Origin of the sequence: Pseudoxanthomonas mexicana (genome assembly GCF_001556105.1) — a bacterium.
Lineage (GTDB): Bacteria > Pseudomonadota > Gammaproteobacteria > Xanthomonadales > Xanthomonadaceae > Pseudoxanthomonas_A > Pseudoxanthomonas_A mexicana_A.
In genome coordinates this window covers 7,501-32,294 of record NZ_LSIF01000104.1, presented here as the reverse complement: position 1 = coordinate 32,294, position 24,794 = coordinate 7,501, and the positions used below count along the sequence as shown (strand labels likewise).

24 protein-coding genes and 1 pseudogene (1 of these 25 running past the window's edge) are annotated in these 24,794 nt (G+C 67.8%); 11 read left to right on the top strand and 14 right to left on the bottom strand.

Translation table 11 applies throughout. The features are described from left to right. Positions 1 to 26 precede the first annotated feature (26 nt). Positions 27 to 2,123, bottom strand: a complete 2,097-nt coding sequence (locus tag AX730_RS17740) for an alpha/beta hydrolase family protein (protein ID WP_062358526.1) — start codon at positions 2,121 to 2,123, stop codon at positions 27 to 29. A 90-nt stretch (positions 2,124 to 2,213) separates the two neighbouring features. Here AX730_RS17740 and AX730_RS17735 point away from each other — a divergent pair, with 90 nt between their 5' ends. Further along, positions 2,214 to 2,681: a hypothetical protein gene (locus AX730_RS17735; protein ID WP_062358525.1), complete on the top strand. Its 468-nt coding sequence runs from the start codon at positions 2,214 to 2,216 to the stop codon at positions 2,679 to 2,681. A 108-nt stretch (positions 2,682 to 2,789) separates the two neighbouring features. Next, positions 2,790 to 3,257, top strand: a complete 468-nt coding sequence (locus tag AX730_RS17730; protein WP_062358524.1) for a hypothetical protein — start codon at positions 2,790 to 2,792, stop codon at positions 3,255 to 3,257. Between the two features lie 47 nt (positions 3,258 to 3,304). On the opposite strand, the gene AX730_RS17725 is transcribed toward AX730_RS17730, so the two are convergent. Together AX730_RS17725 and ubiK are read right to left on the bottom strand one after the other, a co-directional pair. Continuing rightward, positions 3,305 to 4,807: a YifB family Mg chelatase-like AAA ATPase gene (locus tag AX730_RS17725; RefSeq protein ID WP_062358523.1), complete on the bottom strand. Its 1,503-nt coding sequence runs from the start codon at positions 4,805 to 4,807 to the stop codon at positions 3,305 to 3,307. Beyond that, positions 4,808 to 5,081, bottom strand: a pseudogene (ubiK, locus tag AX730_RS17720) (ubiquinone biosynthesis accessory factor UbiK); the annotation flags it as partial. A 189-nt stretch (positions 5,082 to 5,270) separates the two neighbouring features. Between ubiK and AX730_RS17715 the strand changes: the two are divergent. Further along, a complete protein-coding gene (locus AX730_RS17715) occupies positions 5,271 to 5,609 on the top strand; it encodes a P-II family nitrogen regulator (protein ID WP_062358521.1) in 339 nt (112 codons plus the stop codon). Positions 5,610 to 5,673: 64 nt separating this feature from the next. Here the strand turns inward: AX730_RS17715 and AX730_RS19035 are convergent, their stop codons facing one another. Continuing rightward, the gene (locus tag AX730_RS19035) at positions 5,674 to 6,252 is read right to left on the bottom strand and encodes a hypothetical protein (protein ID WP_157074338.1); all 579 of its coding nucleotides are present in this window, start codon (positions 6,250 to 6,252) and stop codon (positions 5,674 to 5,676) included. Positions 6,253 to 6,347: 95 nt separating this feature from the next. Beyond that, complete coding sequence (gene speE / locus AX730_RS17710; protein WP_062358520.1) at positions 6,348 to 7,205, bottom strand: polyamine aminopropyltransferase; 858 nt, start codon at positions 7,203 to 7,205, stop codon at positions 6,348 to 6,350. Between the two features lie 235 nt (positions 7,206 to 7,440). On the opposite strand from speE, the gene speA reads away from it, so the two are divergent. Next, entirely contained in the window at positions 7,441 to 9,330 is a 1,890-nt protein-coding gene (gene speA / locus AX730_RS17705; protein WP_062358519.1) for an arginine decarboxylase, read from the top strand. Positions 9,331 to 9,342: 12 nt separating this feature from the next. Here the strand turns inward: speA and AX730_RS17700 are convergent, their stop codons facing one another. The 5 genes from AX730_RS17700 to radC all read right to left on the bottom strand — a co-directional run bounded on the left by AX730_RS17700 (position 9,343) and on the right by radC (position 13,811). Further along, a complete protein-coding gene (locus AX730_RS17700) occupies positions 9,343 to 10,092 on the bottom strand; it encodes an SDR family NAD(P)-dependent oxidoreductase (protein WP_062358518.1) in 750 nt (249 codons plus the stop codon). A 33-nt stretch (positions 10,093 to 10,125) separates the two neighbouring features. Beyond that, positions 10,126 to 10,548, bottom strand: a complete 423-nt coding sequence (locus AX730_RS17695; RefSeq protein ID WP_157074337.1) for a hypothetical protein — start codon at positions 10,546 to 10,548, stop codon at positions 10,126 to 10,128. Beyond that, positions 10,545 to 11,348, bottom strand: a complete 804-nt coding sequence (locus AX730_RS17690; RefSeq protein WP_062358516.1) for an SPOR domain-containing protein — start codon at positions 11,346 to 11,348, stop codon at positions 10,545 to 10,547. Before AX730_RS17690 ends, AX730_RS17695 begins: the two co-directional genes overlap by 4 nt. A gap of 14 nt (positions 11,349 to 11,362) precedes the next feature. Continuing rightward, a complete protein-coding gene (argS, locus tag AX730_RS17685) occupies positions 11,363 to 13,051 on the bottom strand; it encodes an arginine--tRNA ligase (protein WP_062358515.1) in 1,689 nt (562 codons plus the stop codon). Positions 13,052 to 13,151: 100 nt separating this feature from the next. Further along, positions 13,152 to 13,811, bottom strand: coding sequence for a RadC family protein (gene radC / locus AX730_RS17680; RefSeq protein ID WP_062358544.1), 660 nt, complete (start codon positions 13,809 to 13,811; stop codon positions 13,152 to 13,154). 96 nt (positions 13,812 to 13,907) lie between these two features. Between radC and coaBC the strand changes: the two genes are divergently transcribed. From coaBC to AX730_RS17665, 3 genes are read left to right on the top strand one after another with little or no spacing between them, the layout of a single operon-like run. Next, complete coding sequence (coaBC, locus tag AX730_RS17675) at positions 13,908 to 15,137, top strand: bifunctional phosphopantothenoylcysteine decarboxylase/phosphopantothenate--cysteine ligase CoaBC (protein WP_062358514.1); 1,230 nt, start codon at positions 13,908 to 13,910, stop codon at positions 15,135 to 15,137. After that, positions 15,134 to 15,598 (top strand): dUTP diphosphatase, encoded by a 465-nt coding sequence (gene dut / locus AX730_RS17670; RefSeq protein WP_062358513.1) that lies wholly within the window; start codon positions 15,134 to 15,136, stop codon positions 15,596 to 15,598. The genes coaBC and dut overlap by 4 nt, the downstream gene beginning before the upstream one ends. A gap of 14 nt (positions 15,599 to 15,612) precedes the next feature. Further along, on the top strand, positions 15,613 to 17,955 hold the full coding sequence (locus AX730_RS17665; RefSeq protein WP_083538061.1) for a phosphomannomutase/phosphoglucomutase: 2,343 nt from the start codon (positions 15,613 to 15,615) through the stop codon (positions 17,953 to 17,955). Positions 17,956 to 18,033: 78 nt separating this feature from the next. On the opposite strand, the gene AX730_RS17660 is transcribed toward AX730_RS17665, so the two are convergent. Next, complete coding sequence (locus tag AX730_RS17660; RefSeq protein WP_232310293.1) at positions 18,034 to 18,744, bottom strand: hypothetical protein; 711 nt, start codon at positions 18,742 to 18,744, stop codon at positions 18,034 to 18,036. Positions 18,745 to 18,761: 17 nt separating this feature from the next. Beyond that, complete coding sequence (gene pyrE / locus AX730_RS17655) at positions 18,762 to 19,433, bottom strand: orotate phosphoribosyltransferase (RefSeq protein ID WP_062358542.1); 672 nt, start codon at positions 19,431 to 19,433, stop codon at positions 18,762 to 18,764. 115 nt (positions 19,434 to 19,548) lie between these two features. Here pyrE and AX730_RS17650 point away from each other — a divergent pair, with 115 nt between their 5' ends. From AX730_RS17650 to AX730_RS17640, 3 genes are read left to right on the top strand one after another with little or no spacing between them, the layout of a single operon-like run. Further along, the gene (locus AX730_RS17650; protein WP_062358512.1) at positions 19,549 to 20,319 is read left to right on the top strand and encodes an exodeoxyribonuclease III; all 771 of its coding nucleotides are present in this window, start codon (positions 19,549 to 19,551) and stop codon (positions 20,317 to 20,319) included. Beyond that, positions 20,319 to 21,653, top strand: coding sequence for an AmpG family muropeptide MFS transporter (locus tag AX730_RS17645; protein ID WP_332307635.1), 1,335 nt, complete (start codon positions 20,319 to 20,321; stop codon positions 21,651 to 21,653). Before AX730_RS17650 ends, AX730_RS17645 begins: the two co-directional genes overlap by 1 nt. Positions 21,654 to 21,700: 47 nt before the next feature. Continuing rightward, positions 21,701 to 21,928, top strand: a complete 228-nt coding sequence (locus AX730_RS17640) for a hypothetical protein (RefSeq protein ID WP_062358511.1) — start codon at positions 21,701 to 21,703, stop codon at positions 21,926 to 21,928. Here the strand turns inward: AX730_RS17640 and AX730_RS17635 are convergent. After that, the gene (locus AX730_RS17635; protein WP_062358510.1) at positions 21,925 to 23,055 is read right to left on the bottom strand and encodes an anhydro-N-acetylmuramic acid kinase; all 1,131 of its coding nucleotides are present in this window, start codon (positions 23,053 to 23,055) and stop codon (positions 21,925 to 21,927) included. The two genes, AX730_RS17640 and AX730_RS17635, sit on opposite strands and share 4 nt — an antisense overlap. A 71-nt stretch (positions 23,056 to 23,126) precedes the next feature. Further along, positions 23,127 to 24,563 (bottom strand): M23 family metallopeptidase, encoded by a 1,437-nt coding sequence (locus AX730_RS17630; RefSeq protein ID WP_062358509.1) that lies wholly within the window; start codon positions 24,561 to 24,563, stop codon positions 23,127 to 23,129. Between the two features lie 185 nt (positions 24,564 to 24,748). Between AX730_RS17630 and tyrS the strand changes: the two genes are divergently transcribed. Beyond that, positions 24,749 to 24,794 carry the start of a tyrosine--tRNA ligase gene (gene tyrS, locus AX730_RS17625; protein WP_062358508.1) on the top strand. The gene runs 1,163 nt beyond the window's last position, so only the first 46 of its 1,209 coding nucleotides appear in the window; its start codon is at positions 24,749 to 24,751; its stop codon lies beyond the right edge, outside the window.

Below are 24,794 nucleotides of genomic sequence, written 5' to 3'. Positions count from 1 at the left end.
CCGTACTGCGGGAAGATGGAGCGGGCTTACTTCTTCACTTCCTGCGTATGGCGCTTCAGCGCCTCGGACAGGCCGAGGACACCATCGGCACCGGTCGGCACGCTGATGCTGGATCCCGTCAGGTCGTTGCCGATCTGTTCGGCGCGACCACCCAGGCACTGGGCGAGGAAGCCTTCGGCCACGGCGTTGAACGCCTTGCTGTTCTCCGGTCGCGCGAAGCCGTGGCCTTCGTCGGGGAACAGCACGTAGGTCACCGGGATCTTCTTCGCCGTCATCGCCTTGACGATCTGGTCGCTCTCGTCCTGCTTCACGCGCGGGTCGTTCGCGCCCTGGCCGATCAGCAGCGGCTTCTTGATCTGGTCGGCGCGCGTCAGCGGCGAGCGTTCGGTCAGCCAGGCCTTGCCGGCGTCGGTGCGCGGGTCGCCCATGCGCTTGGCGAGCTGTTCGAAGAAGCTGGCCCAGTAGGGCGGCACCGTGCTGAGCAGCGTGTTGAGGTTGGACGGACCGACGATGTCCACGCCGCAGGCGAAGGTATCCGGCGTGAAGGTCAGGCCGGCCAGCGTGGCGTAGCCGCCGTAGCTGCCGCCCATGATGGCGACCTTGTCCTCCGTCGTGACGCCCTGCTTGACGGCCCACTGCACGGCGTCGATCAGGTCGTCGTGCATCTTGCCGGCCCACTCGCCGTTGCCGGCGTTGGTGAAGTCCTTGCCGAAGCCGGTCGAGCCGCGGAAGTTGACCGACAGCACCGCGTAGCCACGGTTGGCCAGCCACTGGTTGTAGCCGCCATAACCGTAGGAGTCGCGTGCCCACGGGCCGCCGTGCACCAGCAGGACCAGCGGCACCGGCGCATCGGCCTTGCCGTCGTTGTTGGCATCGGCGCTGCGCGGCAGGGTCAGGTAGCTCACCAGCGTCTTGTCGTCGCGCGAGGTGATCTCCACCGGCCACTGCGGCACGAGCGGCTTGCCGTCGAGTTTCGGCCGCGCGGAGAACAGCTTGGTCAGCGTGCCGGCGGGTCGGTCGTAGCGGTAGTAGACCAGCGGCGCTTCCGCCGCCGAGTACGCCACGATCCAGGTCCTGTCGTCGCGTGTACGCGTATTCACCGACACGTCGCCGGGACCGATGGCTTCCAGCTTTTCCAGGTCGGCGCGGATCGCGGGATCGACCACCTTCCACTCGTCGCGCAGGTAGTCCACCGACACCGCCTGCACCTTGCCGGTGGCGGGATCGGCGAGCGTGCCGCCGACGTCGGCGCGCGCGTCCTCCAACACCAGCGTGCGCTTGCCGCTGGCCACGTCCACCGCGAACAGGGCCGCCGTGTTGCGCCCGCGCGAGTCGGTGAAGTACAGCGTCTTGCCGTCGAGTGTCAGGCCGCCGGGGCTGGTCGTCAGTCCGTCCTCGAACGGGATGTCCTCGACCTTCTCCCAGCCGCCCTTGGCGTCGCGCTTCAACACGTCGGCGCCGCCATCCGGCCGTGAGCGCGTGGCGTACTTCAGGGCGTAGTCCGCATCGGCGATGTAGCCGGCGATCTGCGCATCGTTCTTCTCCAGCAACGTGCGTGCGCCGGTGACCAGGTCGACCTTGTACAGGTCGTGCCATTTCGCGTCGCGGTCGTTCATGCCGACGAGGATCGTGCCCGGTTGCGTGGGGCTGACGCCGGAGACCTGGGCGGTCGTCTTCGGGAAGGGCGTCAGGTCCTTCGCCTTTCCGGTCTTCAGGTCCACCGCATACAGGTGGAAATCCTCGTCGCCACCGCTGTCGCGCAGGTACAGCAGCGTGTCGGGCTGGTAAGACCAGAAGTAGCTGCGGATGCCGCGCGCCTTGTCCTGGGTGACGGCCTTCGCCTGAGAGGGGTTGCCGGCCGGCGCCACCCAGACGTTCAGCACGCCATCGACGGCAGCCACCCAGCTGAGGTACTTGCCGTCGGGACTGATCTGCACGTTGGCGCGTTCGGGGTTGCCGAACAGGGCATCGCGCGCGATCAGTTCGGTGCCGGCGATGCGGTCGGCGGCGGAGGGAGCGGCCTGGGCCGCGAAGCTCGCGGCGATGGCTGCGGAAAGGAGGAGCGCAGGGGTGGCAATCTGGATGGGGCGCACGGGAACCTCGCAGGGATGGTTGACGGTCATGCGGAGCGCGCCGCAGCTGCCGCCGGCACTGGACGCGCGAGGGGTCGCGGGATAATGTCACAACAGGACAGGCAAAGTCAGGAGAGTCGCGTGCGCAAGATGCTCGTCATAGTGGCCCTGCTGGGTTCGCCGATGGCCCTGGCCAACGACATCCACCCGAACATGGATGCGCAAGCCATCCTCAAGCAGCAGCAGGACATCCGCGCTGAAGTGGACAAGTCGGGTGGACGTTTCAAGCATCTGACGCAGGAGAAGCGCGAGAGCCTGTTCGCAAGCCAGGGCACGGTGACGTCATTGCTCAAGGGCCGGCGATCGATGCAGGAGCTGTCCGAAGTCGATCGCATCGCGGCGTTCAACGCGCTGGAGAACATCGAGGGCATCCTCAATCAGGCAGAGGGCGACCGGATGGTGTGCGAGCGGATGAAGCCCATTGGCAGCAATCGCCCCAAGACCGTCTGCCTGACGGTCGCGGAGCGCCGCGCTGCGCGCGAACAGGCACAGAAGGACGTTTCGAACCGTACGCAGAGCTGCTTCAAGGGGCAGGACAACTGCATCTGACCGCGGGATGTGCCGGCACGGCATGTCCCGATTCGCCGAAATCCTGCAGGTACGACCCTCGGGTTTCAGGAAAGCCAGCACCATCCATCATCTGTAAGGAGATGTGTCATGGGCCTACGCGCGTATGCAGCCGCTATCGTCATTGGTGCTATGGGCATTTTGCCGGCGGCAAACGCCGCGCAATCCCTGGTTGAGATACGTGAGCAACAAACCCGTCTCCGTGATGATCTGGCCGCCGGGACGTTGAAGCTAGATGCCGGAGACCGGCGGAAGGTGACTGAGCAACAGGGTGTGGTGTTCCGCCTGATCCAGGGAAAGAGCGATATCGATGAACTTGATCCCCGCCAGCAAGTCGATCTGAGAAATGCATTGGAAGTGATCGGTGCTTCCGTGTCCCAGGTAGCGACGTCGGAGGACGACCGCGAAGTCTGTTGGCGCGAGAAACGGACTGGATCGAAATTGGTGACCACGATTTGCGGCACGGTGCGCGAACGCCAACAGGCCAAGGAAGCAGCGCGCGATTTCCTGCAGGAGCCGAGGGTGTGTAGAGGATCGGGATGCGGGTCGTCGCCCTGATCTGTGGCTGAAGTCGGTCACGGCCGTGCAAGCAGAGGCAGGCGCCTTCATTCCCTGGACGGAAGCGCGGATCGATAGCCCAGCGATTCAGTGAGGTGTCGTGTGCCGATGTGTTCGCTGCCGGCAAGGTCGGCAATCGTGCGCGCGACGCGAAGGATGCGATGCAGGCTGCGCGCGGACAGCTGCAGGCGTTCGACGGCCCGTTCCAGCAGTGCCTGGTCGCGCGATGACAACCGGCAATGCGCCATCGTCTCGGCCTGGCCCATGCGCGCGTTGGGCCGGCCGGATCGGGCCTGTTGCCGCGCCCTCGCCGCCACGACGCGTGCCTGCACGGCCGCAGTGCACTCGCCATCCGGTGCGTCGGGCCGCAATTCATGCGGCGGCAGGCGCGGCACGTGCACGTGCAGGTCGATGCGGTCCAGGAGAGGGCCGGACAAGCGGCTGCGGTAGCGGCGCACCACGTCGGGACCACAACGGCAGCGTCCGCTGGCATCGCCAGCCCAGCCGCAGGGGCAAGGGTTCATGGCTGCGACCAACTGGAAGCGAGCGGGAAACTCGGCGGTCCTCGCGGCCCGCGATACTGTGACAGTGCCGGATTCAAGCGGTTCCCGCAGCACCTCCAGCGCAGCACGGCTCCATTCGGGCAGTTCGTCCATGAAGAGCACGCCGTTGTGCGCCAGCGAGATTTCGCCGGGCCGCGGTTGTGCGCCGCCACCGACCAGCGCGACGGCGCTGGCGGTGTGGTGGGGCGACCGATAGGGGCGCTGCCGCCAGCGAGCAGGGTCCAGTCCGCGACCGCTGACGGACGCGATGGCGGCACTTTCCATCGCTTCGGTGTCATCCGCGTCCGGCAGCAGACCCGGCAGGCGCGACGCCAGCAAGGTCTTGCCGCACCCGGGAGAACCGATCAGCAACAGATGATGGCCCCCTGCCGCGGCCACCTCGAGCGCGCGGCGTGCGTGCACCTGCCCGCGCACGTCCCTCATGTCGGGCGTCGCAGACGGTAGCGGTGGCGGTGCTACCGCTGGCGGCAACGTCTTGCGACCTTCAAGCAGGGCGCACACTTCCAGCAGGGTACGTCCGGTGAAGGCCCGGCCCTGCTGTGCCAGCGCCGCCTCCGCGCCGCTTGATTCGGGCACGACAAGGGTCCGTCCACTTGCAGCGACCGCCAGCGCGGCCGGCAGCACACCATCCACCGCACGAAGTTCACCGGTGAGGCTCAGCTCGCCGAGGAATTCGTAGTCGGCCAGCGCTTCCCGGCGGATCTGCCCGCTGGCGGCGAGGATGCCGAGCGCGATGGGCAGGTCGAAGCGCCCGCCGTCCTTGGGAAGGTCCGCAGGCGCGAGGTTGACGGTGATGCGGCGCGTAGGGAATTCGAACTGCGCGCACAGGATGGCCGCGCGCACGCGGTCCCGCGCCTCGCGCACGGCGGCTTCAGGCAGGCCGACGATCTGTGTGGACGGCAAGCCACCGGACAGATGCACTTCCACGCGGACCGGGGGCGCGGACACGCCCGCCCGTGCCCGGCTGTTCACCAGGGCCAGACTCATGGTGGCGGGGTCAGGACTGGGCGGGCTTGTCGGCCAGCTGGGTTTCCAGCGTGGCCACGGTACGCTCGAGCGCCTCGAGCTTTTCGCGCGTGCGCAGCAGCACGGCCTGCTGCACGTCGAATTCCTCGCGCGTCACCAGGTCCAGCTTCGCCAGTCCCGCCTGCAGCGCGGACTTGAAGGTCTGCTGCAGTTCTTCCTGCGAATCGCGCAGGCCGGGCGGCACCAGCTGGCTGAGGCGGCGGGCGAGGTCATCGATGTGGTTGAGGTCGATCATGTCTGTTCTCCGGCAGTGCATGGAGCTTGCGAGTCGCACCGGCGGGCACGCCATCGGCATTCGCTGCGCAGCGCTGTCGGGAAAATCCGGGCGGCGAGGCGGTCATTGAACCGCGAGACGCCCTGCGGCCGCAACCGCATGCCGGTGCGGCGCGCTATCCTGCGGGCAGCATCCATGGGAGGACCCTGCATGAAAATGGTCATGGCCATCATCAAGCCGTTCAAGCTGGACGACGTGCGCGAAGCGTTGTCGGAGGCCGGCATCGCCGGCATTACCGTCACCGAGGTGAAAGGCTTCGGCCGGCAGAAAGGACACACCGAGCTCTATCGCGGTGCCGAGTACGTGGTGGATTTCCTGCCGAAGGTGAAACTGGAAGTCGCAGTGACCGATGAGCAGGTCGAGCAGGTGGTCGAGGCCATCGTGAAGGCCGCCGGCACCGGCAAGATCGGCGACGGCAAGGTGTTCGTCTACGATCTGGAGCGGGTGGTGCGCATCCGCACCGGCGAACTGGATGCCGACGCGCTTTGATCCAGTGAGATCAGTGAGATCTAAGAGGGTCTGTGGACCAGCAGGCTACGCAGGTGTCCGGATATCAGTCGGCGGCGTCCTGCCGAGCCGGCTCGACAGGAACTGGAATAGCTGATCCGGTTCCGAACATGCCCATGCGGTTAGGCACGCGTCCTCGCAAGATGATCACGCGGGCAGCCAGCGTTTCGAAGTGGATCGACACCTCAAGGAATCCCCTGGGTTCCGCCTCGCTTTTCCAAGCCCCGAAGTAAGCGCGTGTCCCATGCCCTATGCTGCTGTTGCCGACATGGCGAAGCGGAAGCGGGTGCGATCCAAGGAAAATGACGCCTTCTGATCGCGGCGTACTCTTTGATTTCGTAGGCCGTAGTGTGCAGAACAGGAATGTTTCCGGTGTACCGAGCTGTGTAGGCGGTACGAAGTGGAAGGGGTTCTGGAACATCGAGATGTCGGCCGCCTGTCCCTTTTCGACCACATTCCCAGTTTCGACCTTGTCGAGATGGATCTTCCAGCATTCCTCGTACTTATCATCACTGGCGTAGACGGGTAACACTGCACCCAAGAGGAGTGCAGCGAGAAAGGACAGACCTAGCAAGTGCGGGAAAGATGTCATGGCGCGGGAGTGCGAAGGCAGGGCGGGCGCCACGAGGTTAACCTGCCGATGACGGCAGGTGTCTAGTGCCCGCGCTGGGAGGCGACGAGTGTCGGACGACACTCCTCTTGGGAGGCGTCGGCCGCGCCTCAGTCTCCCAGCGCCTTCGCCACGAACGGCGGCGCGACCAGTACGCCGGTGTGCAGGTGCGCGGTGTAGTACAGCGTGTCGAACGGCTTGGCTGCCGCATCCGCCTGGCGGAACGCGAAGTCGGCGCCGGCCGCCTTGCTGGCGATGGTCACGCTCCACCAGCCGGTCGGGTAGCACGGCTGCGGGAACGGCAGCGTCTTGAACGACTGGAAGCCCGCCTTGCCCATCTCGGCGCGCATGTCCTTGATCAGGTCCAGCAGCGCCAGGGGCGACTCGGACTGCTGCACCAGCAGGCCGTCCGGCTTCAGCGCGCGGTAGCAGCTCTCGAAGAACGCCTTGTTGAACAGGCCTTCCGCCGGGCCGACCGGGTCGGTCGAGTCGACGATGACCACATCGACGCTGCCGGGTTCGCAGTTCGCCATGTAGGCCACGCCGTCGTCGAACAGCAGTTCGGCGCGCGGGTCGTTGTTCGACTCGCACAGCTCGGGGAAATACTTCTCCGCCATGCGCGTGACCTGTTCGTCGATGTCGCATTGCGTCGCCTTCTCCACGCCCGGGTGCTTCAGCACCTCGCGCAGCGTGCCGCAGTCGCCACCGCCAATGATCACCACGCGCTTGGGCGCGGCATGGGTGAACAGCACCGGGTGGCTGATCATCTCGTGGTAGAAGAAGTTGTCGCGCGTGGTCAGCATCATCGCGCCGTCGATCACCATCAGCTTGCCCCAGTCGGTGCTGTCGTAGATCTCGATCTTCTGGAACGGCGACTGCACCTCGTCCAGCTTGCCGGTGGTGCGGAAGCCGATGGCCGAGCCGGTGTGCGAGAAGTGTTCGATGAACCAGGTGTCGTTGGCGGTCATGGGAGGTCCTTGGGGCGAGTGATATTCCTCCTCCTGCCGGGAGAAGGTGGCGCGCAGCGCCGGATGTGGGTGCGGTGAGTGCAGCGATGTCCGGGGGATCTGGACGTCGCCGAACCCTCACCCCAACCCCTCTCCCGGCGGGAGAGGGGCGTCAGCGAGGCGGCGCATTGTAACGAACCCATGTGACCGCAGCCTGTAGAATGCGCGCTCGCTCGCCACCGCACTGGAAAACGCCATGTCCTGGTCCACCGACCACGCCCGCAAGACCTACTCCGTCCCGCACTGGGCCGAAGGGTATTTCGACGTGGACGCCGCCGGTCGCATCGTGGTGTCGCCCAAGGGCGAGCAGGGTCCGCTGATCCCGCTGCCCGACGTGGTCGATGCCGCACGTGCGCAGGGCGCGCAACTGCCGCTGCTGGTGCGCTTCCCCGACATCCTCGGCGATCGCCTGGGCAAGCTGCAGGCGGCGTTCGCGCAGGCACAGGCCGACTGGGACTACCAGGGCGGCTACACCGCGGTCTATCCGATCAAGGTCAACCAGCATCGCGGTGTCGCTGGCACGCTGGCGTCGCACGCGGGCGAGGGCTTTGGCCTGGAAGCCGGCAGCAAGCCCGAGCTGATGGCGGTGCTGGCGCTGTCGCGCCCCGGCGGGCTGATCGTCTGCAACGGCTACAAGGACCGCGAGTACATCCGCCTGGCGCTGATCGGCCGCAAGCTGGGCCTGCAGACGTTCATCGTCATCGAGAAGCCGTCGGAACTGGCGCTGGTCATCGAAGAGTCGCGCGCGCTGGGCGTGAAGCCTGGCCTGGGCGTGCGCATGCGCTTGGCCACGCTGGGCGCCGGCAAGTGGCAGAACAGCGGTGGCGACAAGGCCAAGTTCGGCCTGTCGCCGCGCCAGGTACTGGACCTGTGGAAGCAGCTGCGCGACGCGGGCCTGCAGGACACGCTGGGCCTGCTGCATTTCCACATGGGCTCGCAGATCAGCAACGTGCGCGACATCGCCAACGGCATGCGCGAGGCGACGCGCTACTTCGTCGAGCTGTCGAAGCTTGGCGCGACCATCAGCCATGTCGACGTCGGCGGTGGTCTGGGCATCGACTACGAAGGCACGCGTTCGCGCAGCTACTGCTCGATCAACTACGGCATCGGCCAGTACGCCAGCAACATCGTGCAGCCGCTGGCGGAAGCCTGCGAACAGCATGGCCTGACGCCGCCGCGCATCGTCACCGAGTGCGGCCGCGCGATGACCGCGCACCACGCGGTGCTGGTGGTCAACGTATCGGAAGTCGAGCAGGCGCCGGAAGGCCGCGTGCCGCCGTCGCACGACGACGAACCGGCGGTGATCCGCCACCTGCGCGAGATCCACGGCGAGCTGGACACGCGCCCGGCGGTGGAGCTGTTCCATGAAGCGCAGCACCACCACAGCGAAGGCCTGTCGCTGTACGCGCTGGGCCAGATCGACCTGGTGCACCGCGCGCGCATCGACGACCTGTTCTATGCCATCGCGCACGCCGTGCGTGCACGCCTGAGCAGCGACGAGCGCAGCCATCGCGACCTGTTGGACGAACTCAACGAGCGCCTGGTCGACAAGTACTTCGTCAATTTCAGCGTGTTCGAATCGATCCCCGACGTGTGGGCCATCGACCAGGTGTTCCCGATCGTGCCGATCGAACGGCTGGACGAGGCGCCGGCGCGTCGTGGCATCATCGCCGACATGACCTGCGACTCGGATGGCATGGTCAAGACCTACGTCGAGAACGAGGGGTTGGACTCCTCGATGCCGCTGCACGCGATGAAGCCCGGCGAGAGCTATCGCCTCGGCATCTTCCTGGTCGGCGCGTACCAGGAAATCCTCGGCGACATCCACAACCTGTTCGGCGACACCGATGCGGTGGAAGTCAGCGCCGATGCCGGCACCGGCTACCTGCTCACCCAGCAACGCCGCGGCGACACCACCGACGTGATGCTCGATTACGTGGGTTACCAGCTGGACGACCTGCGTGCGGTGTACCAGCAGCGCGTGGACGAAGCCGGCCTGCCGGCGGACGAATCGCAGCGTCTGGCCGATGCGCTGGAAGCGGGCCTGACCGGGTACACCTATCTGTCGGACGAACCGCTCGCCTGATCGGCGCGCGCGTCAGTCGCGCGCGACCTGGAATCCCGCGAACGACTGCGTCACCGGCATGATTTCCAGTCGGTTGATGTTGAGGTGCGGCGGCAGCGTGGCGACGTAGAAGATCGACTCGGCGATGTCGTCGGCCGTCATCGGATTCGCACCGGTGTAGAGCTTGTCGGACGCGGCCTGGTCGCCGTGCGTGCGCACCAGGGTGAATTCGGTTTCGGCCATGCCGGGCTCGATCGTGGTCACGCGCACGCCGGTGCCGTGCAGGTCGCTGCGCAAGCCCAACGAGAACTGGCTGACGAAGGCCTTGCTGCCGCCGTAGGCATTGCCGCCGGGGTACGGATACACGCCGGCGACCGAACTGATGTTGATGATGGCGCCCTTGCGTGCGACCAGCGCCGGTAGCAGGCGGTGCGTCAGCGTGACCAGGGCGGTGATGTTGGTGTCGATCATCGTGCGCCAGTCCGACAGCAACGCCGTTTGCGCGGGCAGCGTGCCCTGCGCGAGGCCGGCGTTGTTCACCAGCAGGTCGATGTCGCGGAAGCCTTCCGGCAGAGCGGCGAGGGCGGCGTCCATCGCGGCGTCGTCGCGGATGTCGAAAGCGACGGCATGCACCTTGTCGGCACCGACGTCATCCACCAGCGCCTGCAGGCGATCGGCGCGGCGTCCGGTGGCGATCACGCGCCAACCGGCGGCCGCGAAACGACGGACGGCAGCAGCGCCGAAGCCGGAGGTGGCGCCGGTGATGAGGGCGGTGCGGCTCATGGGAGTTCCTTGGGCGAGGACAACGGAATGCGGTCAGCGCCGCGCTGCGCGACGCGCGTACCAGAGCGCGCCGAGCCACGTGCCGAGTGCGGCGGCCACCACGGAGAGCGTCGCGCTGAGCGCGTTGGTGCGCAGCAGGTAACCGAGCGGGTAGGCGATGTCCGAGGCCGCGCCGGCGATGCCGGCCAGCACCGACAGCGTCGCGGCCCACACGGCCAGCGTCAGGCCGACGGCGACGATCAGGAAGCGATGGCCGGCCAGTGCGCCGCCCAATCCCATGCAGGCGGCCGTGACGATGTAGCTGACCGGCGTGAGGAATCCCCAGCGGGTCTGTACCACCTCCTGCCAGGCCGCGGGCAGGACGTGCCCGACCAGCCATGACGCGATAAGCAGCGACACCATCGCCGCCGCCGTCGCTATCACCAGGCGCTGCCATGGCGGCCGGGTGGCGCTCACTGCGCTTTCACCGCCATCGCCGGCAGGCCACCGCTGGCGAGCTTCTGCTTCGCTTCGGCCAGCTCGCTGGCCGTGCCGTACGGCCCCATGCGCACGCGGTAAACGGTCTTGCCATTGATCTGCGCCGACTCGACGCGGGCGCTGAGGCCGAGCATGGCGATCTTGGCCTTCGTCGCTTCGGCATCGCCAGAGGCACCGAAGGCGCCTGCCTGCAGGATGTAGCGCGCGCCGGTTCCGGCGCTGGCCACGGTCGTGGCGGGCTTTGGCGTTGCCGTCGCATCCGCCGTGCGCGGTGCTTCAGTGGCACGTGCGGGTTCGGTTTCGTTGATCGGCGTCGGCTGGGCCGGTTGCGTCGGTACGGTGCCGGCGGTCGGCGATGTGGCGACCGGTGTCGTCGCCTGGCCGTTCAATGCCGCACGCGCCTTGCGGGTGTCTTCCTCGCGCGCGCTGGCGGCGAGTTCGGCATCGGACATCTGGACTTCCTTGCCTGGCAGCAGGGTGTAGAAGTCGTACTGCGTTTCCTTCGCGGCGGCCTCATCCGTCGTCGCGGCCGTGGCAGGCGTGTCGGCGGCAGGCGCGTCGGGCACGACCGATTCGACGTCGGCGCTGTCGATCGGCGCGGGCTGTGCATCCGGGTTCGGCTGCGGGCGGAAGAAGCCGTCGCCGTCCTGCTTGCCGAGGCCGGGCACGATGAAATACACCGCCAGGCCGACCAGCAGGCCGAGGATCAGCCACACCCAGGGAGGGGTGGCATGACCGGAGTTACGGGTGGCCTGGTTCTTGCCGCGCCTTGCTGCCATCTACTGCTCTCCGCTCACATCTTCTCGGGCGCGCTGACGCCCAACAGGTCCAGTCCATTCGCCAGCGCTTGGCGGACCGCCAAGGCCAGCGCCAGTCGCGCATCGCGCGCCGCCGCGTCGTCGATCAACACCGGCGTGCCGGCGTACCACGTATGGAAAGCATAGGCCAACTCGCGCAGGTAGTGCGCCACGACGTGCGGCTCCAGCGACTCGCCGGCGGCTTCCACCACTTCCGGATAGCGCGACAGTTCCACCATCAGCTGCAGCGAGGTGTCGTCGTCGAGCGTGGCCAGGTTCGCCAGGCCGTTCGCCTGGTCGTAGGCGTAGCCCTTTTCGCCGGCCTGGCGCAGCAAGCTGCAGATGCGGGCATGCGCGTACTGCACGTAGAACACCGGGTTGTCGTTACTCTGTTGGCGGGCCAGGTCGATGTCGAAGGTCAGCTGCGAGTCCGGCTTGCGCGCGATCAGGAACCAGCGCGTCGCGTCGGCGCTGGTTTCCTCCACCAGGTCGCGCAAGGTGAAATAACTGCCGGCACGCTTGGAGAGCTTCACTTCCTCGCCGCCGCGCATCACCGTGACCATCTGGTGCAGCACGTATTCCGGATATCCCTGCGGGATGCCTTCGCCCAGCGCCTGCAGGCCAGCCTTCACGCGGGCCAGCGAGCCGTGGTGGTCGGCGCCGAGTTCGGTGATGGCGCGTTCGTAGCCGCGCTGCCACTTGCTCAGGTGGTAGGCCACGTCCGGCACGAAATAGGTGTAGCTGCCGTCGGACTTGCGCATGACGCGGTCCTTGTCGTCGCCGAAGTCGGTGGACTTCAGCCACAGCGCGCCGCCTTCCTCGTAGGTATGGCCGGAGGCGACCAGCTTGCGCACGGTTTCCTCTACCTTGGCGTCGGCGTACAGCGAGCTTTCCAGGAAGTAGCGGTCGAACGACACGCCGAACGCGGCCAGGTCCAGGTTCTGCTCGCGGCGCAGGTAGGCCACGGCGAAGCGGCGGATGGCGTCGAGATCCTGCGGATCCTTTTCGCCGGTGACCACGTGGCCCTCGACCTCGACCGAATCGCCGTTGAGGTAGGCCTGCGCCACGTCGGCGATGTAGTCGCCGCGGTAGCCGTCCTCGGGCCAGCCTTCGCCGTCCGGTGTCAGGCCGAGTGCGCGTGCCTGCGTCGACTTGGCCAGGTTGTCGATCTGCACGCCGGCGTCGTTGTAGTAGAACTCGCGCTTTGCGTTCCAGCCGTTGGCGGCCAGTACGCGCGCGATGCAATCGCCGATGGCGCCGGCGCGGCCATGGCCGACGTGCAGCGGACCGGTCGGGTTGGCCGACACGTATTCCACGCCAACGGTGCGTCCTTTGCCGCTGTCGTTGCGGCCGTACGCCTCGCCCTGCGCCAGCGCCGCCGCCACTTCGCGCTGGTAGGCGCCGGGGCTGAGATGGAAGTTGATGAAGCCGGGACCGGCGATCTCGACCTTGGCCACGTCGTCGCTGGCCGGCAGGGCCGCGACCAGCGCCGTCGCGATCGCGCGCGGATTGCTGCGCGCGGCCTTGGCCAGCTGCATAGCGGCATTGGTGGCGAAGTCGCCGTGCTCGCGGGTCTTGGGTCGCTCGACCACGAAATCCGGCGTGGCGGTATCGGCCGGCAGGGTGCCGGCGGAGCGCAGGGCGTCGATGCCCTGGGCGATCAAGGCACGGAGGGAAGCTTTCACGGAGGACCGTCGTGTTGCGTGGGAACCGCCTATTCTAGGTTTTCCCGGTCTCCGCGTGGGATCGGCGCGGTTCAGCGAGAGCGCATCCCGGCCCGGTCGCTCAGACCCAGCCGCGCGCCGCCATCGATTGCGGTGGCCCGTCGCCGACGACGAAATGATCGAGCAGGCGCACGTCCACCAGCGCGAGTGCCTGCTTCAGCCGCTGGGTCACCGCCCGGTCCGCGGCGGAAGGCTCCGCGCACCCGGACGGGTGGTTGTGGCCCACGATCAGCGCCGTGGCGTTCAGGGCCAGCGCGCGCCGCGCCACTTCGCGCGGGTGCACCTCCGCGCTGTCCACGGAGCCCTGGAACAGCTCCTCGAAGGCCAGCACGCGATGCCGGGTATCGAGGAACAGGGCGGCGAACACTTCGTGGGGCCGCCCCCGCAGTCGCTGGGCGAAGTAGCGGCCCGCCGCATCCGGGTCGCCGATGGCGTCGCCGCGCGCCAGCGAGGCGTGCAGCAGGCGGGTACCGAGTTCCAGTGCAGCGCCGAGGGCGCAGGCCCGGGCCGGCCCCAGGCCAGGGAGGTCGATGAGCTCGGCTGCCGGACGTTCCAGCAGGGCGCGCAACGGACCGTGCTGGGCAAGCAGTTCGCGGGCGGTGGCGACGGCATCCCGCCCGCGCAGGCCGGAGCCGAGGAAGATGGCGAGCAGCTCGGCGTCGCTGAGGCTGGCGGGCCCGCGGGGGGGTCGTTCGTCGAGGGGCCAGTCGCGGATATGCATGGCCCCATCGTCGGCCGGGACCGCCTGCGCGTGCATCGGGCCTCACGGGGCGTTCGGGTAAGCTAATCGCCGGTATCGACGTAGGAATGGGCCGACGTGAGTGGATCGGACAAGACGCAGGGTCTCGCGGGGCAACGCCTGCTGCTGTGCGTGGGAGGCGGGATCGCCGCCTACAAGGCGCTCGAGCTGGTGCGCCGCTTGCGCGACGCGGGTGCGGAGGTGCAGGTCGCCATGACGGCGGGCGCTCAGCAGTTCGTGACCCCGTTGAGTTTCCAGGCCCTGTCCGGGCAGCCCACACGGATCACGTTGTGGGATAGCGCCGCCGAACAGGCGATGGGCCATATCGAGCTGGCGCGCTGGGCCGACCGGGTGATCGTCGCGCCGGCGACCGCCGACCTGATGGCGCGGCTGGCGCACGGCCTGGCCGACGACCTGGTGACCACGCTCTGCCTGGCGACCACCGCACCGATCACGATCGCGCCGGCGATGAACCACCGCATGTGGCAGCACCCCGTCACGCAGGCCAACCTGGCCACGCTGCGCGGCCGCGATGTACACGTGGTCGGCCCGAACGACGGGCCGCTCGCCGAGGGCGAGTCCGGTCCCGGCCGGCTGGCCGAGCCGGATGAGATCGTCGCCGCACTGGCGGGCCAGGCCGCCGTGGCGCCGACGGGACCGCAGGATCTTGCCGGATTGAAGATCGTGGTCAGCGCCGGGCCGACCTACGAAGACCTGGATCCCGTGCGCTACCTGGGCAACCGAAGCAGCGGGAAGATGGGCTTCGCCGTGGCCGCCAGCGCCGCGAAGCGCGGTGCGCGAGTCACGCTGGTGGCCGGTCCGGTACACCTGGCCACGCCGGCCGGCGTGAGCCGCGTGGACGTGCGGTCCGCCGCGCAGATGCACCAGGCGGTGTTCGCCGCGCTGCCGGCCGACATCTACATCGGAGCCGCTGCCGTCGCGGACTACACGCCACGCGAGCCGGCCGCCAACAAGATCAAGAAGTCCAGCGAGTCGCTGGCGCTCGACCTGATGCGCACGCCGGACATCCTGGCCGAGGTCGCCGCGCAGACGCAGGCGCTGAAGCTGGTGGTCGGTTTCGCCGCCGAGACCAACAACGTGGCCGAGTACGCGCGCAAGAAGCTGGACGCCAAGCGGCTGGACATGATCGTGGCCAACCGCGTGGGCATCGCCGATGGCGGTTTCGAAAGCGACAGCAATGCCATGACCGCGTACTGGAAGGACGGCGAGCGCAGCTTCGCGTCCGCACCGAAGACGCAGCTGGCGGATGAGCTGATCGACCTGATCGTGGAGCGACTGGACGCATGAGCGCAGAGCGCGCGGTGGAAGTGAAGCTGCTGGATCCCCGGTTTGGCGATGAGTGGCCGATGCCGGCCTACGCCACCGAGGCGAGCGCGGGCATGGACCTGCGCGCCGCCCTGGATGCGCCGCTCGTGCTGGAGCCCGGCGACGCGGCGCTGGTGCCCAGCGGCATCGCGCTGCACCTGGGCGACCCGCAGCTGTGCGCGGTGGTGCTGCCGCGCTCCGGGCTGGGCCATCGCCACGGCATCGTGCTGGGCAACGGCACCGGCCTGATCGACGCCGACTACCAGGGGCCGCTGCTGATCAGCGTGTGGAACCGCGGGCACGAGGCCTTCACCATCCAGCCGGGCGACCGTATCGCCCAGGTGATGGTGCTGCCGGTCGTGCGCGTGAGCCTGCAAGTGGTGGATACTTTCGCCGACAGCGCACGGGGGACGGGTGGCTTTGGCCACACCGGCGTGCGATGACAGGGGACAAACCAATGGATACGACGAGCGAGAACCGCATGCGGATTCCCGTGGGCGACCTGCGTAGCGCGTTGCCGAAACTGGCGGTGCTGCTGGCCCTGCTGGCCGTCCTGCTGGCGTGGAGCGGTGTCCGCCAGTGGCGCGATGCCGGCCAGCTGGAAGGTATCGAGCGGGCACGCGACCAGGCCGTCGAGCTTGTGCAGGCCCGCCATGCGGCGCAGGTCAAGCAGCTGGAACAGCGACTGGCGTCCGCACCGGTCAAGGCGGCCTTGGCCGCGAACGACACCGCAGCTGCCATTGCGGCGGTCCGCGAAGGCTGGACCGGCGTGGAGCAGGTCGAGATCCTCGATGGCGCCTTGCAGGCCGCCTATGGCGATGCCGCCACGTTCGGATACAGCAAGCTGGCGCTGCTGGAAGCCGGCATGCAGGGCAATGCGGTGGCCACCCGCGTGGTGAAGGACGGCAAGCAGACCTCGTTCGGCATGGCGACAGCGGTGCCGCAGGGCGTGTTGTACGTACGCGTGCCGCTGGCACACCTGACCGAAGGCTTCGATGGCGTGGCGATGCCGGCCGGTGGCTACCTGGCGTTGCGGCAGGGCGCCTACTCGATCCAGCAGCGCGGCGACAGCCGGCTTGAAGACGGTGCCGAGCGCATGGCCCACGCGGTCGGCAAGACCGGTCTGCGCGTGGCGACCGCGGCGCCGGACAGCGAATCCGGCCCGCTGGGGCTGGGGGCGATTCCGGCACTCGTGGTGGCGGCCTTGCTGGCCGGGCTGGCGATCGCGGCCCTGGTGGTCGCGCGCGGTGGTGTTCGTGTGGGACGTTTTGGATCGAAAGGAGCAGAGATGCACGACATGGACGAACCGACCCTGGGTGAGGCGTTGCAGCGCGAGCCGCTTCCCGCCGCGGCCACGCGCCCGGCGGCAACCGCCGAAGGCGAAGGGCAGGGTGGCTACCGGCAGTCCGAAGGCAAGGCCGTCGACGTGGATCCGGGCATTTTCCGCGCCTACGACATCCGCGGCATCGTCGGGAAGTCGCTGAGTGTCGAGGTTGCCGAACTGATCGGCCTGGCCATCGGCTCTCTGATGCGCGACGAGGACCTGACCGACATCGTCGTCGGCCGCGATGGCCGCCTGTCCGGGCCGGACCTGGTGGGCGGGCTGATCGAAGGCCTGCGCAAGACCGGTCGCAATGTCATCGATATCGGCCTGGCGCCGACGCCGGTGGCCTACTTCGGCGCCTACCACCTGCGCGCGGGCAGCTGCGTGGCGGTGACCGGCAGCCACAACCCGCCGGACTACAACGGCTTCAAGATCGTGGTCGGCGGGCAGACCCTGTCGGGCGACGCGATCACCGACCTGTACGAGCGCATCCGCGACCGCCGCCTGTACGAGGCGCCGATGCCGGGCGACCTGCAGCAGCGCGACATCACGGCGGACTACATCCAGCGCATCGCCGACGACGTGCAGCTGGAGCGCCCGCTGAAGATCGTGGTGGACGCAGGCAACGGCGTCGCCGGCGACATCGCGCCGCAGCTGCTGGAAGCGATCGGCGCGGACGTGATCCCGCTCTACTGCGAGGTCGACGGCACCTTCCCCAACCACCACCCCGACCCCAGCGAGCCGCACAATCTGGAAGACCTGATCCAGACGGTGAAGCGGTTCGACGCCGACATCGGCCTGGCCTTCGACGGGGATGGCGATCGCCTGGGCGTGGTGACCAAGGAAGGGGAGATCATCTTCCCCGATCGCCTGCTGATGCTGTTCGCCGCCGACGTGCTGGAACGCAACCCGGGCGCGCTGATCATCTACGACGTGAAGTGCACCGGGAAGCTGCAGGGGTGGGTGCTGCGCCATGGCGGCACGCCGATGATGTGGAAGACCGGTCATTCGCTGATCAAGGCCAAGATGCGCGAGAGCGGCGCGGAACTGGCCGGCGAAATGAGCGGCCATTTCTTCTTCCAGGAGCGCTGGTACGGGTTCGACGATGGCCTGTATTCGGCCGCCCGCCTGCTGGAGATCCTGGCCAACCGGGTCGAGACCCCGTCCGAGGTGCTGGCCGACCTGCCGAATGGTGTGTCCACGCCCGAAATCAAGGTGGACGTGGTCGACGGCACGCCGCACGCCATCGTCGAGCGCTTCGTGGACGGTGCCGAGTTCGAGGGTGCGCGCCTGTCCACGATCGACGGTCTGCGCGCGGACTGGGACGACGGTTGGGGCCTGGTCCGTGCATCCAACACCACGCCGATCCTGGTGTTGCGTTTCGAAGCCGACAACAAGGCCGCGCTGGAGCGCATCAAGACCGAGTTCCGCACGCGCCTGCAGGCGCTGGCGCCGGAGTTGAAGATGACGTTCTGAGCCCGCACACCAGGGGCCATTGCGACAACGCCGGGCAGCGCCCGGCGTTGTCGTTTCCAGAGAGGGTGCCGACGCGGCCTACCTGCGTGCGGGCGCGGGCACGTCAGGCGTGGTGGACTTGAGGGCGGCTTCTTCCGCCTGTTCCGGTGTGACGCCCTTCATGGCGCGGAAGCGCTGCAGGATATCGGCGATCTCCACGTCCAGTTGCGCGCGCTGCGTCTCGAAACTCTGTTGCAGGCGGCGCGTACGCACCAGTTCCGCGTGGCGCTGGTGGATGGAAGCGGCCATCTCCTTGGACACGGGCCGGCCGGCCAGTTCGTTGTCACCGGCGGTCTGCAGCAGGCTGATCAGGCCATCGCGCAGGCTGATGGTGTTGTAACTGGCGGTGCGGACGTTGTTGTCGACGATGGCCGTGCGCTCGTTGAAGACGCGCCGCAGCTCCTCTTCGCTGCGGTACGAGAGCAGCATCGCGGCGTCGGTGCGCCGGCGCATGTCCGCGGCGGCGGCATCGATCAGCTGCTGCTGCGCCACGACGGCGGCCTGCGCGCGTTCTTCATCGGTCAAGGCGCGGTCCACGCCGCCGGTGCGCAGCCCGCTGGCCGCACTGATCTCGTCGCGCGCGACGTTGACGGCATCGGCCGGCAGCGCATCACTGCAGACACGCTGGCCCTTCTCTTCCCAGCAGAAGAGTTTCTTGTTGGCCGGCGCGGCACCCTGGTTGCCCTGTGCATGCACGATCGGCGCGGCCACGAGCAACGCAGCCAGCAGGTAGGAAGTACGGACGGTCATGGCAGTCCCCACTGCGGTCAGTCCTGGGCCGCGCTGCCGTAGCGGGCCCGATAGGCCAGCAGGTCGTCGCGGTGGTGGACAAGGTCGGCGCTTTCGCCGGCAAAAGCAAGCAGGTCGTGCAGGCTGGCCACGGCCACCACCGGCACGCTGGTTTCCTCGGCCACCGATTGCGCGGCCGAACGGCGAGCGCCGCCGGTGCCGGGTTCGCCCAGCACTTCCTGCCGGTCGAGCGCGACGACGATCCCGGCCGGCGTGCCGCCACCGGCGCGGATCAGGCCCAGCGCTTCGCGGATGGCGGTGCCGGCGGTAATCACGTCGTCGACGATCAGTACGCGGCGGTCTTCCAGCGGTGCGCCGATCAGCAGGCCGCCTTCGCCGTGATCCTTGGCTTCCTTGCGGTTGAACGCGACCGGCACGTCGCGACCGCGGCGGGCGAACTCGCACGCCACGGCGGTCGCCAGCGGAATGCCCTTGTAGGCGGGACCGAACAGCAGGTCGAACGACAGGCCTGCCTCCTCGACCGCATCGACGTAGCAGGCCGCCAGCCCGGCGAGGCGCGCGCCGCTGTCGAAGCGTCCGGCATTGAAGAAGTACGGGCTCTGCCGCCCCGATTTCAGCGTGAACTGGCCGAAGCGCAGGGCCTGCGCGTGCAGGGCGAGCTGGAGGAAGCGGGCGCGGTGATCGGTCATGGGCGGTGGCGGACTGAACAGGTGAGACGACAGGATAACCGCCTGCCGGTCGAGGCCGCGCGACGGATGCGCCGGTTCGGGTACGCTTGCCCGGTTTCCGACGAACGACGTGCACATGCGCATCATCAGCTTCAACGCCAACGGCCTGCGCTCGGCCGCCACCAAGGGCTTCTTCGACTGGTTCACGGCGCAGAACGCCGATGTGCTGTGCGTGCAGGAGACCAAGGCCCAGGAGCACCAGCTGGCCGGCCCCGAGTTCCTGCCGGCGGGCTACAAGGCCTGGTTCCGCGATGCCAGCACCAAGAAGGGCTACAGCGGCGTGGCGATCTACGCCAGGCGCGAGCCTGACGAAGTCCGAACGGCGCTGGGCTGGCCGGACTTCGACGAGGAGGGCCGCTACATCGAAGCGCGCTTCGGCGACCTGAGCGTGGTGTCGTTCTATATCCCGTCGGGCTCGTCGGGCGACGAACGCCAGGGCTTCAAGTTCAAGGTGATGGACTGGCTGGCGCCGGTGCTGGACGAATGGCGTCGCAGCGGCCGCCATTACGTGCTGTGCGGCGACTGGAACATCGTGCGCAGCCGGCTGGACATCAAGAACTGGACCAGCAACCAGAAGAATTCCGGCTGCCTGCCACCCGAACGGGACTGGTTGAACGGCATGTGCGTGGACGACGGTGGCTGGGTCGACGCGTACCGCGCGCTGCATCCGGAAGGGCAGGACTACACGTGGTGGAGCAACCGTGGCGCGGCGCGCGCCAACAACGTGGGATGGCGGATCGACTACCAGTTCGTCACGCCGTCGCTGCGTGACCGCCTGAAAGCCTGCTCGATCTATCGCGAGCAGCGCTTCTCCGACCATGCGCCCTTCACGGTGGACTACACCTGATGACGATCTCCGCCGGCGACCGCCCGTCCAAGCCCTCGGTCTGGCGTGCGTTCGCACAGCCGTCGGCATGGACGATGTTCTTCTTCGGCTTCGCCTCGGGCATGCCGTTCCTGCTGGTGGCCGGCACGCTGGCGTACTGGCTGACCGAGAACGGGCTGGAGCTGAAGAACATCACCCTGATCGCCAGCGCGGGCCTGGCGTACACGCTCAAGTTCCTGTGGGCGCCGGTGGTGGACCGCTGGCGGCTGCCGTTGCTCGGACGACTGGGCCAGCGTCGCGGCTGGCTGCTGCTGGCGTTGGCGATCGTCATCATCGGCCTGCTGCTGATGGCGCACCTGACGCCCGGCAAGCTGGCCCCCTTCATCTGGATCACACTGCTGACGGCGTTTGCGGGCGCCACGCTGGATATCGCGGTGGATGCATACCGTATCGAGATCGCGCCGCAGGAATCGCAGGGCGCGTTGCTGGCGACCTACTCGCTGGGTTACCGCATCGCGCTGATCATCACCGGCATGCTGGCGCTGGTGCTGGCCGACCACGTGCCGTGGCCGCAGGTGTACGTCGCCATGGCCGCGTTCATGCTGATCCCGGTGGTTGCGGTGCTGCTCGCCTCGGAGCCGGACGTGGTGCGGGTCAGGATGACGACGTGGGCGGAAGGCCTGCAGGAAGGCGTGGTGGAGCCGTTCCTCGACTTTTTCCGCCGCTTTGGTGCGGCGCTGGCGCTGGCGCTGCTCGCCTTCATCCTGCTGGCGAAGATTTCGGATCAGTCATTGGGTGGCGGCATCATGGCGCCGTTCTACCTCGGCCAGGGCTTCACCAAGACCGAGATCGCCACGGTCACCAAGTTCTACGGCATCTGGGTCGGACTGGGCGGGGTATTCCTCGCCGGCATCGCGATCGCGCGCTGGGGCGTGAAGTGGCCGCTGCTGGCGGGCATCGTGCTGGGCGCGATCAGCAATCTGCTCTACGTCTGGTTGATCGGCGCGGACGGCGACGTGTGGAAACTGACGCTGGTGATCTCCGGCGAAAACCTGGCGCAGGGCTTCCAGGGCACCACGCTCGTCGCGTTCCTCTCGGCGCTGGTGAACCAGCGCTTCACGGCCACGCAGTACGCCCTGTTCTCCTCGCTGGTGATGCTGCCCGGCAAACTGCTCAGCGCCGTCTCCGGCGGTATCGTCGAACAGACCGGCTATGGCGTGTATTTCTGGATCACCGCATTGGTGGCAGTACCCGCGGTCATGCTGTTCTTCTGGCTGGCGCCGCGCATCCGGTTCGGTGGTGGACACGAGGCCGCGACCGGTGTGGATGAACCGCCACCGGATACGCGTGGATGATTGACTGCGCTACAGTCCCTTCCGGGAGCAGCTTGGGGGACGGCGAAATGACCGACATCGTGCTGAAAGACGTGGACCCGATCCTGGCGGAGCGCATCCGGCGCGTCTCCCAGGCCCGTGGCTGGCCGATCCACGACACCATCTTCAACCTGCTGGAGCAGGGCTTGTTCGTCTGTGAGTCCGAAGTCCGCGGCGGCTTCGACGACCGCGAAGTGAATGCATTGGCCGACGCGATCAGCGCCTTGAAGAGCGTGTCGCCCGGCAACGGCTTCTAGGCGGGGTAGACCACGCCGAGGATGCGGGGTCCGGCGGCTCCGGTCACTGCGGGCAGGTTGCCGGGGCGTCCTGCCAGCGTTTCACGCGCCAGCCAGGCGAAGCCCATCGCTTCCACGTAATCCGGATCCAGGCCATGCGCGGAGGTCGACTCCACGACGGCCTGCGGCAGGTACGCCGCCAATCGCGCCATTAGTACCGGATTCCGTACGCCGCCCCCGCACACCAGCACGCGTCGCGTGTCCGGTTGCGTCATCTGCAGGGCATCGGCGACCGTGCGCGCGGTCAGTTCCAGCAGCGTGGCTTGCAGGTCTGCCGGTGCCACCACGGCGTCGCCCAGTCGCGCCTGCAGCCAGTCGAGATGGAACTGTTCGCGACCGGTGCTCTTGGGCGGAGGCAGGGCGAACCAGGGTTCCGCCAGCAGCCGGGCGAGGAGCGGCGCATCGACGCTGCCGCTTGCCGCGAATGCGCCACCGGCGTCATACGGCTGGCCGCTATGGCGCTCGCACCACGCATCCATCAGGGCGTTCGCCGGGCCGGTATCGAAGCCGCGCACGTCCCCCTTGGTGGGCAACAAGGTGAAATTGGCGATGCCGCCCAGGTTGAGCGCCGCGCGGTCCTCGGTCGGGGAACCCAGCAGCGCCGCATGGAACGCCGGCATCAGCGGCGCGCCCTGGCCGCCGGCGGCCACATCGCGGCGACGGAAGTCGGCCACCGTGGGGATACCGCTGCGCTCGGCGATCACGTTGCCGTCGCCGAGTTGCCACGTAAAAGGCGGCTCCGCTTGCGGGCGGTGCCGGACCGTCTGGCCGTGCGAGCCGATCGCGCGGACACGGTCGCGCGGCACGCCGGCCTCCTGCAGCAAGGCCAGCGCCGCCTCGGCGAAGGCCAGCGCGATGCGTCCGTCCAGCGCGCCCAGTGCATCAAGCGACACGGTATCCGCGCCTTGGCCAAGTGCAACGAGCTGCGCGCGCAATGCCGCGTTCCACTCGAACGTGCGGCCCTGCACCAGTTCGCAGCGCAGGGTGCGGCCCTCGCCTTCGAAGCGCACCAGGGCGGCATCGATGCCGTCGGCGCTGGTGCCGGACATCAGGCCCAGATAGAGATCGGCGTCGGTGGCGTCAGTCATGCGGAACCGTCAGGCAAAGAAAAAGGCGGGACAGTGTCCCGCCTTTTCAGGCAGCCCGCCATGCGGGGCGATCAGCCCTTGCGTGCTGCCGGTTTCGCGCTGGCCACCGTGGTCGGTTTCTTGGCATCGTCCGCCGGCCCGACATCGGCATAGATGATGTTCTCGACCGTACGGATACGCGTCAGCGCATTCGCCGTGTAGGTGCGGTACGCGGCGAGCTGCGCGCCCGCCAGCGGCTCCGGCGGCGGCATCGTGACCGACAGCGGATTGCGGTGCGCGCCGTTGATGCGGAACTCGTAGTGCAGGTGTGGTCCGGTCGACAGGCCGGTGGTGCCGACGTAGCCGATCACTGTGCCTTGCGCGACGCGCTGGCCCTGCTTGATGCTGCCCACGCGCGACATGTGCGCATACAGCGTGGTGTGCCCGCGGCCGTGGTCGAGGATGACCGTGCGCCCGTAGCCGCCCTGCCAGCCCGCGAACTGCACACGACCGTCGCCGGCGGCCATGATCGGCGTGCCCGTCGACGCGGCGTAATCCACGCCCTTGTGCATGCGCATCGTGCCCAGCACCGGATGGCGGCGTGCACCGAACTTCGAGCTCATGCGTGCATACGCGATCGGCATGCGGATGAAATTCTTCTTCAGCGGCCGGCCGGCGGCAGTGAAGTACTCCGGTTTCCCGCCCGGGCGGGTGAAGCGGAAACCCGAATGCAGCTTGCCGTCGACGGTGAACGTGGCGGCCTGGACCGGGCTGGTGCTGACCAGCTCGCCCTCGCGCCAGGTCTGTTCGACGACCACGCTGAAACGGTCGTCCGGGCCCAGGTCCGAGTTGAAGTCGATGTCGTACTTGAAGATCTCGTCGGTCAGCGAATTGATGTTGGCCGACGTGAGGCCTGCCTTGCGGGCCGAGCGGTTCAACGAACGCCCGACCTTGCCGCTGAGCACGACCGTCCGGGTGGTGGTTTCGCGGGCGACCACGCGCTCGGTGACCTTGTCGGCACCGACCAGCAGTTCGACCCGGTGGCTGGGATCGCGGTCGTAGCGCAACGTGCGCAAGCCACCGGTGACCGGCAGGTCGAACGCGATTTCGGTGCCGGGCTTCAGGCGCGTCAGCGCCTTCTTGGCGTCCGCGTTGTCCAGGATGCGATGCAGCGTGGCGGCCGGGATGCCCAACTCTTCGAAAATGGCGCCAAGGGTCTCACCTCGCTGCACCCGGATCACCTGCCAGCTGTCGCCGGCCGTGCCGGCCAGGCGTGCCGCAGACAGTTCGGGCAGATCCAGCAGCAGGGTGTTGCGCGGTTCGGACACCGGCACCTGGATCGCGCTGGAGAAGCCCGGCACGATGGTGGCCATCAACACACCGATCGTGGTGAAGAGGCTGGCGTGGATCCAGTGGCGGCGCGTCCAGCGCCCTTCCGGCAGATGCCGCTTCACCGCGGTATCGCGAAGCACCCCAAGGCGATCCCGGAATTGTTGCTTGCGGCTGTTGCCGCCCCCATGAGTTTGCATCAAGGTTGCATCCCGGGGCCAAGGCAAAGCCCCAATCGGCGTACCATAGACACGCGAAGACTTCGCGTCAAACCATTGAGTCAAATAGCTTTTTTGACTGATATCACTATTTACTTTCTTTTAACGGCAACTTCACGTCACTGACTTGGCCTTCACGTGGCCGCCCCTACTGGAACTGCTATCCCGTGTCCTCCGCAGAAGCGTTTGCCCTGATCGGCCGTGGTGCCGACG

Bases quoted from the DNA above. Each gene is read 5' to 3' on its own strand.
- AX730_RS17740 (WP_062358526.1), bottom strand. From the start codon at position 2,123: ATGACCGTCAACCATCCCTGCGAGGTTCCCGTGCGCCCCATCCAGATT.
- AX730_RS17730 (WP_062358524.1), top strand. From the start codon at position 2,790: ATGGGCCTACGCGCGTATGCAGCCGCTATCGTCATTGGTGCTATGGGC.
- AX730_RS17725 (WP_062358523.1), bottom strand. From the start codon at position 4,807: ATGAGTCTGGCCCTGGTGAACAGCCGGGCACGGGCGGGCGTGTCCGCG.
- AX730_RS17715 (WP_062358521.1), top strand. From the start codon at position 5,271: ATGAAAATGGTCATGGCCATCATCAAGCCGTTCAAGCTGGACGACGTG.
- speE (WP_062358520.1), bottom strand. From the start codon at position 7,205: ATGACCGCCAACGACACCTGGTTCATCGAACACTTCTCGCACACCGGC.
- speA (WP_062358519.1), top strand. From the start codon at position 7,441: ATGTCCTGGTCCACCGACCACGCCCGCAAGACCTACTCCGTCCCGCAC.
- AX730_RS17700 (WP_062358518.1), bottom strand. From the start codon at position 10,092: ATGAGCCGCACCGCCCTCATCACCGGCGCCACCTCCGGCTTCGGCGCT.
- AX730_RS17690 (WP_062358516.1), bottom strand. From the start codon at position 11,348: ATGGCAGCAAGGCGCGGCAAGAACCAGGCCACCCGTAACTCCGGTCAT.
- radC (WP_062358544.1), bottom strand. From the start codon at position 13,811: ATGCATATCCGCGACTGGCCCCTCGACGAACGACCCCCCCGCGGGCCC.
- dut (WP_062358513.1), top strand. From the start codon at position 15,134: ATGAGCGCAGAGCGCGCGGTGGAAGTGAAGCTGCTGGATCCCCGGTTT.
- AX730_RS17665 (WP_083538061.1), top strand. From the start codon at position 15,613: ATGGATACGACGAGCGAGAACCGCATGCGGATTCCCGTGGGCGACCTG.
- AX730_RS17660 (WP_232310293.1), bottom strand. From the start codon at position 18,744: ATGACCGTCCGTACTTCCTACCTGCTGGCTGCGTTGCTCGTGGCCGCG.
- pyrE (WP_062358542.1), bottom strand. From the start codon at position 19,433: ATGACCGATCACCGCGCCCGCTTCCTCCAGCTCGCCCTGCACGCGCAG.
- AX730_RS17650 (WP_062358512.1), top strand. From the start codon at position 19,549: ATGCGCATCATCAGCTTCAACGCCAACGGCCTGCGCTCGGCCGCCACC.
- AX730_RS17645 (WP_332307635.1), top strand. From the start codon at position 20,319: ATGACGATCTCCGCCGGCGACCGCCCGTCCAAGCCCTCGGTCTGGCGT.
- AX730_RS17640 (WP_062358511.1), top strand. From the start codon at position 21,701: ATGACCGACATCGTGCTGAAAGACGTGGACCCGATCCTGGCGGAGCGC.
- AX730_RS17635 (WP_062358510.1), bottom strand. From the start codon at position 23,055: ATGACTGACGCCACCGACGCCGATCTCTATCTGGGCCTGATGTCCGGC.
- AX730_RS17630 (WP_062358509.1), bottom strand. From the start codon at position 24,563: ATGCAAACTCATGGGGGCGGCAACAGCCGCAAGCAACAATTCCGGGAT.